Genomic DNA, 12,114 nt, shown 5'->3' with positions numbered 1-12,114 from the left:
AGTCTCGCTTGTCCTTCACTCTGTAGCAGGAGAAAATATATGCATGAGAAACAACAAGGCGCAGAAGCAGCAGACGACCACCATCTCCTACCTCAAGACCCTCGCCGAGCAGGCTCGGGACCAGCGCGTCCGCTACCAGAAGCCGGCCGCCAAGTAACGATCAGAGGACCGCCGCGGCAGCCTTGGCGGCTGCCGGCAGGGCGTCGGCGATCTGACCGAGCGCCTCGTCGTCGTGAGCGGCCGAGAGGAACCAGGCCTCGTACGCGGACGGCGGCAGGTAGACCCCGCGATCCAGCATCGCGTGGAAGAAAGCGGTGTACGCCGCGGTGTTCTGGGCCCGCGCACCGTCGAAGTCCGTCACCGGAGCGTCCGTGAAGAACACCGAGAACAGGCTCCCCGCCCGCTGCAACCGATGCGGCACGCCCGCCGCGGTGAGGGCGTCGGACGCGGCCTGACCGACCGTCAGCGCCGCCGCGTCCACCTTGGCGTAGGAGCCGGCGTCGAGCGCGCGTAGCGTGGCCAGTCCGGCGGCGCACGCCAGCGGGTTTCCCGACAGCGTGCCCGCCTGGTAGACCGGCCCCTCCGGCGCCAGGCAGGACATGACGTCGGCCCGCCCGCCGAAGGCCGCCGCCGGCAACCCGCCGCCCATGACCTTGCCGAAGGTCATCAGGTCGGCGTCGACCGGGTCCAGCCCGTACCAGCCCGAGGGCGAGACCCGGAAGCCCGTCAGCACCTCGTCGATGATCAGCAGCGCGCCGTTGGCCGTGCACAGCTCGCGCAGGCGGGCGTTGAAGCCGTCGAGCGGCGGCACCACGCCCATGTTGGCCGGGCACGCCTCGGTGATGACACAGGCGATCTCAGCGGAGGCGAAAGCCTGCTCCACCGCGCTGATGTCGTTGTACGGCAGCACGATGGTGTCGGCCGCCGACGCCCCCGTCACCCCCGGGGTGTCCGGCAGCCCGAAGGTGACCACACCCGACCCCGCCGAGGCCAGCAGCGCGTCCACGTGACCGTGGTAGCACCCGGCGAACTTGACCACCTTCGACCGCCCGGTGAACCCGCGGGCCAGCCGCACCGCGCTCATCGTCGCCTCGGTGCCCGAGCTGACCAGCCGGAGCTTGTCCACGGGCGCCACCCTGGCGACGATCTCCTCGGCCAGCTCGACCTCGCCCGGCGTGGCGGTGCCGTAGGAGAGGCTGTGGGAGAGCGCCGACGAGACGGCCTCGATGACGGCGGGGTGGCGGTGGCCAAGGATCATCGGCCCCCACGAGCAGACCAGGTCGACGTAGCGGTTGCCGTCGACGTCGGTGAGATAGGGACCCTGCCCGGAGGCCATGAAGCGCGGCGTGCCGCCGACCGCGCCGAACGCGCGGACCGGGGAGTTGACGCCACCCGGCACGATGGCGCGGGCGCGGGCGAACAGGTCCTCGGAGTTCTGTGTACGGCTCACGCGCTCCAGGTTAGTCCTGGGCCACGGCGGTCTAGTCGGCGAGCCAGTCGAGGATGCGCAGCGGATCGGGCAGCGGACGGCCGTCGGGCGGGCGCAGCCAGGAGACGGGCTGGCCGGTGGGCAGCGTGGAGGGCGGGGCCAGGACGTAGCTGTCGCGGCAGTGCCAGCGCAGGCCCGGATTGTCCTCGATGGTGCCGGGCTCACAGTCGAGCTGGCAGGACCACCACTCGTCCTCGTCGTCGGGATTGCCGCGGGTGGCCACATAGAACAGAACCCGGTCACCGTTGGCGGCGACCGGGCCCGAGTGCGCCGAGGCGCCGTCGATGCGGGTGAGGGCCGACAGGCCCGTGTCGAGCGGTACGTCGAAGACGTCGAACACACGGCCGGTGGGCAGAATCACATTGGCGTCGGGGTCCATCCGCCACCAGCGCGTGAGCTGCGTGGCGTCCGTCGTGGCCTGTAGGTGCCAGGCGGGAGACAGCGGATGCGCGCCCGGGTCGGGGCAGCCGAGGCGGTCACAGGAGCAGGAGCGGGCGCCCTGACGCAGCGGATGGGCACCCGGCACGCTCGGCCAGCCGAGAGCGGCATAGCCCAGGACCGTGTCGATCCGTGTCGGGCGCGGCCGTTTCTTGGTACGCCGAGCGAGTGGTACCCCCACCATGGTGTCTCCCGTCGATCCAAGCGCCTGAAGAGGCCCCGGCTCCTGGCTGCAAAGCACACGCGGGACACACCAGCACTTGTTATTGCACTCTAACGCACAGGCCTCAGCGATCGACGGGAAACCCCCTGGTTCACAGGCGGCGCGCCACCTCGGTGGCCCAGTACGTCAGGATCAGGTCGGCGCCCGCGCGCTTGATCGAGACCAGCGACTCCATGATCATCCGGTCGCGGTCGATCCAGCCGTTGGCCGCGGCGGCCTCGATCATCGCGTACTCGCCGCTCACCTGGTAGGCCGCCACCGGCACGTCGACCTCGTCGCGGAAGCGCCTGATGACGTCCAGATAGGCCATCGCCGGCTTGACCATGACGGCGTCGGCGCCCTCCGCGAGGTCGAGGCGTACCTCGCGCATCGCATCCCCCAGCGGCCCGGCCGGGTCCTGCTGGTGGGTGCTGCGGTCGCCGAACTGCGGCGCGCACTCGGCGGCCTCGCGGAAGGGGCCGAAGAAGGCGGAGGCGTACTTGGCGGTGTAGGCGAGGATCGGCAGGTCAGCGAAGCCGTCGGCGTCGAGCGCCGCCCTGATGGCCCCGACCTGGCCGTCCATCATGCCGCTCGGCGCGATCATCTGGGATCCGGCCCTGGCCTGGGCGAGCGCGATCGACGCGTAGCGCTCCAGCGTCGCGTCGTTGTCGACGTCGCCGGACGGGGTCAGCACGCCGCAGTGGCCGTGGTCGGTGAACTCGTCGAGGCAGGTGTCGGCCATGACCACCACCGCGTCGCCCACCTCGGCGCTCACGTCGCGCAGCGCGACCTGCAGGATGCCCTCGGGGTCGTCGGCCGCCGAGCCCCGCGCGTCCTTGACGGCGGGGATGCCGAACAGGATCACCCCGGACACCCCGGCGTCGGCGGCCTCGTGGGCCGCCTTGCGCAGCGAGTCGCGGGTGTGCTGGAACACGCCGGGCATCGAGGCGACCGGCTGCGGCTGGTCGATGCCCTCCTTGACGAACAGCGGCAGGATCAGGTCCGCGGGGTGCAGTCTGGTGCCCGCCACCATGCGCCGGATCGCGGGGCTACGGCGGAGCCTGCGCGGCCGGGCGACCGGGTAGTCAGCACTCACTTGGCTCTCCTTCTGGCGCCTCTGCGGTTCTGCGACGGCCGCCGCGGGCTGTCGCCGGCGGCGAGGGCCGCCTGGCGTTGCTTGGCACCGTACGCGGCCAGCGCGGCGGCCAAGGCGGACGCCGACGGCCGGTCGGCCATGACGTCGACGCGTAGCCCGAACTCCTCGGCGGTCTTCGCGGTCTGCGGCCCGATCACCGCGATCACGGTGACGTTGTGCGGCTTGCCGGCGATGCCCACGAGGTTGCGCACGGTCGAGGAGGAGGTGAAGAGCACCGCGTCGAACCCGCCGCCCTTGATCGCCTCGCGGGTCGGGGCGGGGGGCGGTGCGGCTCGTACGGTGCGATAGGCCGTGACGTCGTCGCACTCCCAGCCTAGCTCGGTCAGACCGGCCACGAGGGTATCTGTGGAAATGTCGGCCCGCGGCAGGAGCACCCGATTGATCGGGTCGAGCATCGAGTCGTACGGCGGCCACTCGGCCACCAGGCCCTCCGACGATTGCTCGCCCGAGGGCAGCAGGTCGGGCTTGACGCCGAACTCGACCAGCGCCCGCGCGGTGGCGTCGCCCACGGCGGCCACCTTCAGCCCGGCGAAGGCGCGGGCGTCGAGGCCGTACTCCTCGAACTTCTCGCGCACCGCCTTGACCGCGTTGGAGCTGGTGAACGCCACCCACTCGTAGCGCCCGGTGACCAGGCCCTTGATCGCGCGGTCCATCTGCTGCGGCGTGCGCGGCGGCTCGACGGAGATGGTCGGCACCTCCTCCGGCACGGCGCCGTAGGAGGTGAGCTGCTCGGACAGGCGCTCGGACTGCTCCTTGGTGCGCGGCACCAGCACCCGCCAGCCGAACAGCGGCTTGGTCTCGAACCACGACAGCTTGTCGCGCTGCCCGACCGCGTCGCCGACGACGATCAGCGCGGGCTCGGTGAAGCCCGCGTGCTTGATGTCGGCCTGCAGCCTGGCCAGCGTGGAGACGACGGTGTACTGCTCGGTCGTGGTGCCGCCGCTGCTGACCGCCACGGGTGTGCTGTCGGGCTTGCCACCGGCCACCAGCGCCTTGCCGATCGCCACGGCCCCGGCCAGGCCGTTGTAGATGACCAGCGTGCCCTGGCAGGCGGCGTGGGCGGCCCAGTCCTGTTCGTGCGCGGCGTCGACGATCCGGAACTCCGGCACGTCGGCCGCCGGCGGGATGCCCGCGTAGGTGAGCACCGCGGTCGCGGGCGGCACGCCGGGCACGATCTCGAAGTCCACCTCCGCCGCGGCGCAGGCCGCGACCTCCTCCTCGATCGACCGGGCGATCGAGGAGAACAGCATCGGGTCGCCCTCGCACAGGCGTACGACGAACTGCCCGGCCTTGGCGCGCTTGACGAGGTCGCCGGACGCGATCTCCACGCCTTCGCGGCAGTGGCGCAGGAACGAGCCGAACAGCTCCTCGTCGAGGGCGACCGCGTCGGCCTTGGCGAGCAGTTCGGCGCCGCGGAGCGTGAGAAGGTTCGGATCGCCGGGGCCCGCGCCCACGAACGCGAGGAAACCGGAGGTTGGACTATCGGAGCTCAACGGGATTGCTCCCCCATCAATCTGTCGGCCCCTTCGGAGATCATCTCGGCCGCGAGGAGCTGGCCGAGTTTCACAGACTCAGAAGGAGAGCCGGCGGCGGACTTGCGCACCGCGCGCTGGCCGTCGAGAGAGACGACCACGGCGGTGAGGTTCAGGGTCTGCCCGTCATCGACGGCGAAGGCACCCACGGGGGATGAGCAGCCGGCCTCGAGAGCGGACAGGACGGCGCGCTCGGCGGTCACCGCGGAGCGCGTCCGCGGGTCGTCGAGCACACCGAGGAAGGAGATCAGGTCGGCGTTGTCGGCGAGACACTCCACGGCCAGGGCGCCCTGCCCTGGCGCGGGCAGCAGCTCCTCGATCTCGAAGATCTGCGCGATCTCCGTGTCCCGGCGGATCCTGGTCAGACCCGCCGAGGCGAGCACGACCGCGTCGACCTCGCCGGCGGCGATCTTGCCGATCCGGGTGTCGGCGTTGCCGCGGATCGGGACGTACTCGAGATCGGGGCGCAGCGCCCTGAGCATGGCGGTCCGGCGCAGCGAGCCGGTGCCGACCCTGGCCCCGGCGGGCAGGTCGGCGAACTTGGCCGGGCCGACCAGCGCGTCGCGGTGATCGTGCCGGGCCAGGATGGCGGCCAGCGTCAGCCGCGGGTCCGGCTTGGTCGGCAGGTCTTTCAGCGAGTGGACGGCGAAGTCGATCTCGCCGTCGACCAGCTTGTCACGCAGCGCGCTGACCCACACGCCCGTGCCACCGAGCTGCGCCACCTGAGCCTTGGTCACGTCACCGAACGTGGTGACGCCGACCAGCTCGATGGCGCGCCCGGTCCGCTCGGTGTAGGAGTCGGCGACCATCTGCGACTGCGTGGTCGCCATCAGGCTGCGCCGGGTGCCCAAGCGCAGTGTCACAACTCCACCTCCCTCACGGCTTCGGGCATCTTCGGATCCAGGTCGAACAACTCGCGCAGCGCTTCGGCATAATGATCGCCTCCCGGGCTGGTGGCGAGCTGTTTGACACGCACAGTGGGCTCGTGAAGCAGCTTGTCGACGACCCGCTGCACAGTCTGCGCCACCTCGTCCCTGGCCTTGCCGTCGAGCTGAGGCATGCGCATCAGGAGCCGGCCCAGCTCGGCCTCGACCACGGTCGCCGCCTTGCTGCGCAGCGCCACCACGGTCGGGGTGACCTTGGCGGCTCGCTCGGCGGTGAGGAAGGCGGCCAGCTCCTCGGCGACGAGCCTGCGCACCGAGTCGACGGTGTCGCCCTCCCTTGAGCCTATGCCCGATTCCTGGATGGTCTCCAGGTCGACCAGCGTGACGCCGGGCACCTCGCGGACAGCGGGGTCGATGTCGTGCGGCAGTGCCAGGTCCAGGAGGAACGTGCCTGAGGGGACGATGTCGGGGGTGATGACGTGCCGGCCGCCGCCGGTGCAGGAGATGACGATGTCGGCCGTCGCGAGCTCTCGGGGAACCGCGGCGAACTCCACCGCCCTGCCGCCTACGGACGCCGCCAGGCGTACGCCTCGTTCGAAGGTGCGGTTGGCCACCACGATGTCGGTCACGCCCGCGCGGGCCAGCGTGGTGGCGGCCAGCGAGCTCATCGAGCCCGCGCCGACCACCAGCGCCCGGCGCCCGGCGAGGTCGCCCGCCAGCGCCAGTCCGGCGGTGACGAGGGAGGCGCCCGCCTTGTCGATGTCGGTGTCGGCGTGGGCGCGCTTGCCGACCCGCAGCGCCTGCTGCACCAGCTCGTTGAGGGTGGCGCCGATGGTGCCCTGCTTCTGCGCCAGGGTGAGCGCCCGGCGAACCTGGCCGAGGATCTGCCCTTCGCCCACGACCATCGAGTCGAGGCCACAGGCCATCGCGAACAGGTGCTCGACGGCCTGGTCTTCGTAGTGGACGTAGAGGTGCGGCTGCAACTCTTCCACGGGGACGCCCGAGTGGACGCCCAGCAAGCGGCTGATCGCGGTGACGGCGCCGTGGAAACGGTCGACGGCCGCGTAGACCTCTACTCGGTTGCACGTCGAGACCACCATGGCCTCAGCGACGCACACGTCCTGCTGCACGTCGTGCAGGAGCTTGACGAGCGCCTCGCCTGACACGGATACGCGCTCGAGCATGGCCACCGGAGCTGTCCGGTGGCTGAGTCCGATGGTGAGAAGACTCATTGACTGTCCACGGCCATAAGTGGCCCCCCTGCTTTGCGCTGCTCATGGAACGCAAGGATCTGCAGTTCTATTGATAGGTCGACTTTACGGACATCCACGCCATCTGGTACAGAAAGCACCACGGGCGCGAAGTTCAGGATGCTGGTGACCCCGGCCGCCACCACACGATCGCAGACTTCCTGCGCCGCCAACGCGGGTGTCGCCAGAACCACGATCGAGACCCCACGCCGTTCGATGACGGCTTCCAGGACGTCTATGTGCTCAACATTCAACCCCGCTATATCGTCGCCCACGACTTCGGGGTCGGCGTCGAGAAGCCCGGCCACACGGAAGCCCCTGGAGACGAAACCACCGTAATTGGCCAGTGCCCGGCCAAGGTTACCCACTCCGACGATGGCCACGGCCCAGTCCTGGGTCAGGCCCAGCTCGCGGGAGATCTGGTAGACGAGGTATTCGACGTCGTAGCCGACGCCTCGGGTGCCGTACGAGCCGAGATGGGACAGGTCCTTGCGGAGCTTCGCGGAGTTGACGCCCGCGGCCATGGCCAGATCTTCGGAGCTGACGGTCGCGACGCCGCGTTCGGCCATCCCGTTCAACGCCCGCAGGTACAACGGGAGCCGGGCGACCGTTGCCTCGGGGATCCCGCGGTCACGGGACTGGGACGGGCTCTTCACGTGCCGGAGCTCCAGGGGACGAGCGGCCTGCCGGCCGCGTGAATGAAATCGAACCGCCTTTCAGGTTAATCCCTTTGTGAAGCGATGCACAAAGTCGGCACGATACGGTTGGGTGCATGCACCGCATCACGCTGCTCGGCAGGCCGGGCTGCCACCTCTGCGACGACGCGCGCGAGGTCGTCTCCCGCGTGGCGGGAGACCTGGGTGTGCCGTGGGAGGAGGTCGACATCGACTCCTCCGAGGAGTTGCGGGAGAAATACTGGGAGATGATCCCGGTCACTCTGGTCGACGGAGTCCAGCACGACTTCTGGCGGGTCTCCGAAGACCGGCTGCGCGCCGCGCTGAGCGGGTAGCGCCCCGTAGCGGTTAGAACATCGCGGTCGGTAGCGGCACTACCTTGGCGGCGTTGACGTTCAGCTCGATGATGTTGGTGGCCAGCACCATGGCCTGGCGCTCGTTGACGAACCGCTCGACGTGCGGCTGGCGCTGGTGGTCGCGGTAGGCCACCTCATCGCGGTAGAGCTCGTAGACGATGCGCTGCAGCGGGGCCGACTTGACCGCGTGGCAGGCGTAGATGAGCGTGTCGGGCTCGCCCCGGCGGACGGCCTCGACGGTGAGCTCCGCCAGGCGGTCGAACGCCTCGCCCGAGCCGTCCATGAGGGTGAAGACGGTCAGCATGCCGTAGATGCTCGGTGAGGGCCTGCTGGAGGCCGCCTGCTGCTGAGGCTGGGCCTGCGGGACCGGCATCCGCGCGGGCTGAGCCTGCGGAGGCTGGCCCTGAGGGGGCTGCTGGGCCGCACGAGAGCCGGTGGAGAACAACTCGGCCCCCGGGTAGGCCGCGCCCGTGCCGGGCATCCCGAAGTCCTGGGGACCGGTCTGCGGCCCGGCGCCGTGCCCGCCGTTCATGATGTAGCCGGTCGAGGGGCCCTGGTCGGGCGGCGGCGCCATCCGGGCGGCGTAGTCGACCGGCTGGTCGCCTGCCCGGTATTCGGCCACCAGATCGCCCAGGCCCGACCGGCGGGGCTGACCGGGAGGCGGCTGCTGCTGCTGTTGCTGGGGCGGCCCCTGCATCGGCATGTCGGCGAGCGGCTGGGGGAAGGGCTCCGACCGAGGGAAGGAGTCCGACGGGAGGAACGGCTCCGAGTGGGGGAAGGAGTCCGGCTGGGGGAAGGGGTCCCGATCCCGCATGGCCCGGCGGCCATGGGAGGACCGCTCGGCCGGCCGCTCACCGGACCGCTCGCCGCGGCGGCCCTCGAACTCGTCGTCCTCGTCGTCGTCCTCGTAGGGCGCCAGGGGGCGCAGCACGGCGTACCAGATGCCCGCGGCGGCCACGACGAACAGCGCGGTGGCGAAGACGCCCGGCACCGCGAACCTCATCGCCCCGATGATCGCGATGCCCGAGGGCGCGATGACCATGACCGCGTGCAGGTTGTCGGTGTCGAGTTCGTCACCGTTGCGCCAGCGCAGCGCCGCGATCGCCACGGCCGCCAGCATGATCAGCCCGGCGATGGAGTGCGCGCCGACCAGCAGGTAGGCCGGGATGAGGTTCCAGTGCCCCTCGGCCGCGGGGAGCAGCTTGCCCATCTCGTCGGCCCTGCTCACCGGGTCGAAGATGAGCACCACGGTGGCGACGATGGTGAACGCGATCCCGAACAGCCAGCCGGCGAATTTCGGCGGCACCTTCTCCGACAGGAGTTGAACCAGTCCGATGGCCAGCCAGAAGGGCGCGAGGAGGGATCCGGTCAGTTGGTAGACCTTGAAGGTGACATCCCCGAACCCCATCAGGTAACCGACGCCGATCGCACCGAGCGCCAGGCAGAGCGCGACGGCTGAAACGGTCCAGGCGATCAACCACCCCTCAACCTCGTCACGCAGGCGCCGGACCAGGGCGACTGCGCCGATCGCGGCGAGGAGGGCACCGACAAAGGCTAGGACAGCAACGAGGATCTCCATGGTGACTCCAATGCTGCCGGACTATGCCTCCCAGCCGGTAGCCGAAGAGGGAACGGGTCGGTCCACACGGTATCGGCCGATTACGGCTAGTCATGCCTTCGCGAAGCGGATTGTGGAATTTCCGGTTGATTTCTAGAGTGTTCGAGCACGCCGCACCCCTTACCCCTAGGGATACCGGATGCCTGACTCGTGGCCGTTCGCCGGGCTGCTCCCACCAGCGGTCGCTGGTCCCGCCCGGACGAGCGAGCTTGCCGTGCGCGAAGAGATTCCCGATGACCTCCGCATGCTGGTGCTGCACGCCAAGACCGGAGACTCGGATGCCTTTGGCACGCTCTATGACCGATACGTGGATCTGGTCTATCGCTATATCTACTTCCGCGTCGGCTCGCATCCGCTGGCCGAGGATCTCACCAGCGAGACCTTCCTCCGCGCCCTTCGCCGGATCACCGACTTCACTTGGCAGGGCCGTGACTTCGGCGCCTGGCTGGTGACCATCGCCAGGAACCTGGTCGCCGATCACTTCAAGTCCGGCCGCTATCGCCTGGAGATCCCGACCGGAGAGGTGATCGACGTCCCGCTCGACGGCCCGCACATCCCGGAGAACGCCGTCGTCACGGCCATCATCAACGACCGGATGCTCCGCGCCGTTCAAGATCTGAACCCCGAGCAGCAGGAATGCGTGGTTCTGCGGTTCCTGCACGGCCTGTCGCTCGCCGAGACCGCGTTGATCATGGGGAAGAAGAGTGGAGCGATCAAAGCCCTCCAGTTCCGAGCGATCCGGGCCCTGGCCAGGGCTCTCAAGCACGACCTGGCGTAACCTCCACCAGCGACCTGTCGTTAGGCAGGTGTCACGATCGGATTCCCCGGCGGCGTCAGGGAGCTGTCATGGGTAGGGCGCGCAGATCGCGCGAGCGCGTGCTCGATCACCTCACAGAGCTGCGACGGCTCCCGCTGGGCGGGGGTCCGGCCGCCGCCTTCCGCGAACGCCTCCGCGCCGAGCTCCTGGCCGCACGGCGCCTCCCCGAGCCCGTACGAGCCCGCCGTTCCCATCGCCGTCCGAGGCGGCTCTCCTGGCTCTCCCAGGCCGCCACGTTCGGCCTGGCGGCGGCCATGATGCTGTCGGCGTTCGCCACCTACCACGCGCTGCCCGGCGACACTCTCTACCCGCTCAAGCGCGCCGCGGAGAGCACGCTGGTCCGGCTCAGCACCGACGACGTGCAGCGGGCCGAGCGCGAGCTGGTCTCGGCCAAGACCCGGGCGGCCGAGGTCGCCCAGCTGCTCGGCTCGTCCGGCGACGGACCGCTGGTCACCAAGACGCTCAAGGAGATGGAGGACTCGACCCGGTCCGGCATCAGGAGGCTGGAGCGGGCCGAGCCGCGCTCACCGAAGATCAACCGGTTCGCGCGCGACCAGAAGAACATGGTCGAACCCATGCTCGAACGGATGGACGGGGATCAACAGGACAAGGCGACGGGCTACCTCGACTACATAGACGGGCTTGTGGCCCCGCGCTAGTTGACTTGAACAACAGCGCCGCCCCACCTGACCGCTTCCGGGTCCGCGCTACGTACCCCGGGCTGTCCCGCCTCCGGCGGGCCATCTGACAGAACCGCATTCATCCCCGGCCCGAACTGAAGGCCGAGGCTTTCAGCGGACCTTCGATAAGCTGAGGCGCATGTGGCGGCTAATGCGACGACAGCGCGAGGTGGAGGCGGAGCTCGCCGGCGAGGCCGCAGCGGCGGCCGCGGTGACGGTGACCCCTACGGAGCCCGACCAGCGGGCGGCCGCCTTCTTCGACGTCGACAACACGATGATGCGCGGCGCCTCCATCTACCACTTCGCCAGGGGCCTGGCGACGCGTGGCCTGTTCACCACCTCAGATCTGTTCAAGTTCGCCGTCGGGCAGGCGGTGTTCCGGCTGCGCGGCAACGAGAATCCCGAGCACATCGCGGTGGCCCGCGAGACCGCGCTGGCGTTCGTCGCGGGCGCGAAGGTCGACGACGTGATCCGGCTGGGCGAGGAGATCTACGACGAGGTCATGTCCGACCGCATCTGGGGCGGCACCCGGGCGCTCGCGCAGAGCCACCTCGACCGCGGCCAGCGAGTCTGGCTGGTCACGGCCACGCCCGTCGAGCTGGCCAGGGTCATCGCCCAGCGGCTCGGCCTGACCGGCGCGCTCGGCACCGTGGCCGAGACCACCAACGGCGTCTACACCGGGCGGCTGGTCGGCGACCTGCTGCACGGCCCGGCCAAGGCCGAGGCGGTGCGGGCGCTGGCCCGCCGGGAGGGCCTCGACCTCACCCGGTGCACCGCCTACAGCGACTCGGCCAACGACCTGCCCATGCTGTCGCTGGTCGGCAAGCCGGTGGCCATCAACCCCGACAGCGAGCTGCGCGAGCACGCCAAGAAGCACGATTGGCCGATCAAGGACTTCCGCACCGGCAGAAAGGCGACGCTGACCGCCCTGCCGATCGCCGCGGGCATCGGAGCGGTGGCCGGCGGCATCGCCGCCGGCATCGCCCTCCGCAAGCACTACCGCTCAACCCAGTAGCCG

12 protein-coding genes are annotated in these 12,114 nt (G+C 70.0%); 4 read left to right on the top strand and 8 right to left on the bottom strand.

Annotated features, from left to right (window positions below; translation table 11 throughout):
• Window positions 1-160: 160 nt before the first annotated feature.
• The 7 genes from hemL to AB0B61_RS21215 form a co-directional block, all read right to left on the bottom strand.
• A complete protein-coding gene (gene hemL, locus AB0B61_RS21245; protein WP_358434239.1) occupies window positions 161-1,450 on the bottom strand; it encodes a glutamate-1-semialdehyde 2,1-aminomutase in 1,290 nt (429 codons plus the stop codon).
• 31 nt (window positions 1,451-1,481) lie between these two features.
• Window positions 1,482-2,111: a bifunctional DNA primase/polymerase gene (locus AB0B61_RS21240; RefSeq protein WP_357954651.1), complete on the bottom strand. Its 630-nt coding sequence runs from the start codon at window positions 2,109-2,111 to the stop codon at window positions 1,482-1,484.
• 130 nt (window positions 2,112-2,241) lie between these two features.
• Window positions 2,242-3,225, bottom strand: a complete 984-nt coding sequence (gene hemB / locus AB0B61_RS21235; RefSeq protein ID WP_358434236.1) for a porphobilinogen synthase — start codon at window positions 3,223-3,225, stop codon at window positions 2,242-2,244.
• Window positions 3,222-4,778: a bifunctional uroporphyrinogen-III C-methyltransferase/uroporphyrinogen-III synthase gene (locus AB0B61_RS21230; RefSeq protein WP_358434234.1), complete on the bottom strand. Its 1,557-nt coding sequence runs from the start codon at window positions 4,776-4,778 to the stop codon at window positions 3,222-3,224. Before AB0B61_RS21230 ends, hemB begins: the two co-directional genes overlap by 4 nt.
• Window positions 4,775-5,680, bottom strand: coding sequence for a hydroxymethylbilane synthase (gene hemC / locus AB0B61_RS21225; protein WP_358434231.1), 906 nt, complete (start codon window positions 5,678-5,680; stop codon window positions 4,775-4,777). Before hemC ends, AB0B61_RS21230 begins: the two co-directional genes overlap by 4 nt.
• Window positions 5,677-6,933 (bottom strand): glutamyl-tRNA reductase, encoded by a 1,257-nt coding sequence (locus AB0B61_RS21220; RefSeq protein ID WP_358434228.1) that lies wholly within the window; start codon window positions 6,931-6,933, stop codon window positions 5,677-5,679. Before AB0B61_RS21220 ends, hemC begins: the two co-directional genes overlap by 4 nt.
• On the bottom strand, window positions 6,930-7,607 hold the full coding sequence (locus AB0B61_RS21215) for a redox-sensing transcriptional repressor Rex (RefSeq protein ID WP_358434225.1): 678 nt from the start codon (window positions 7,605-7,607) through the stop codon (window positions 6,930-6,932). Before AB0B61_RS21215 ends, AB0B61_RS21220 begins: the two co-directional genes overlap by 4 nt.
• A 116-nt stretch (window positions 7,608-7,723) precedes the next feature.
• On the opposite strand from AB0B61_RS21215, the gene AB0B61_RS21210 reads away from it, so the two are divergent.
• Window positions 7,724-7,960 carry a glutaredoxin family protein gene (locus tag AB0B61_RS21210; protein WP_357954639.1) on the top strand — a complete coding sequence of 79 codons (237 nt, stop codon included), beginning with the start codon at window positions 7,724-7,726 and terminating at the stop codon, window positions 7,958-7,960.
• A 13-nt stretch (window positions 7,961-7,973) separates the two neighbouring features.
• Here AB0B61_RS21210 and AB0B61_RS21205 read toward each other — a convergent pair whose 3' ends face one another.
• The gene (locus AB0B61_RS21205; protein WP_358434222.1) at window positions 7,974-9,560 is read right to left on the bottom strand and encodes an antibiotic biosynthesis monooxygenase; all 1,587 of its coding nucleotides are present in this window, start codon (window positions 9,558-9,560) and stop codon (window positions 7,974-7,976) included.
• 178 nt (window positions 9,561-9,738) lie between these two features.
• Here AB0B61_RS21205 and AB0B61_RS21200 point away from each other — a divergent pair, with 178 nt between their 5' ends.
• The 3 genes from AB0B61_RS21200 to AB0B61_RS21190 all read left to right on the top strand — a co-directional run bounded on the left by AB0B61_RS21200 (window position 9,739) and on the right by AB0B61_RS21190 (window position 12,111).
• Window positions 9,739-10,377: a sigma-70 family RNA polymerase sigma factor gene (locus tag AB0B61_RS21200; RefSeq protein WP_358434219.1), complete on the top strand. Its 639-nt coding sequence runs from the start codon at window positions 9,739-9,741 to the stop codon at window positions 10,375-10,377.
• A gap of 68 nt (window positions 10,378-10,445) precedes the next feature.
• Window positions 10,446-11,075 carry a DUF5667 domain-containing protein gene (locus tag AB0B61_RS21195; RefSeq protein ID WP_358434216.1) on the top strand — a complete coding sequence of 210 codons (630 nt, stop codon included), beginning with the start codon at window positions 10,446-10,448 and terminating at the stop codon, window positions 11,073-11,075.
• A 160-nt stretch (window positions 11,076-11,235) separates the two neighbouring features.
• The gene (locus AB0B61_RS21190) at window positions 11,236-12,111 is read left to right on the top strand and encodes an HAD-IB family hydrolase (protein ID WP_358434213.1); all 876 of its coding nucleotides are present in this window, start codon (window positions 11,236-11,238) and stop codon (window positions 12,109-12,111) included.
• Window positions 12,112-12,114 lie beyond the last annotated feature (3 nt).

The organism is Nonomuraea sp. NPDC049158, assembly GCF_040648335.1.
In the GTDB taxonomy this organism is placed as follows: domain Bacteria; phylum Actinomycetota; class Actinomycetes; order Streptosporangiales; family Streptosporangiaceae; genus Nonomuraea.
This window is presented reverse-complemented; position numbering and strand designations above follow the sequence as displayed.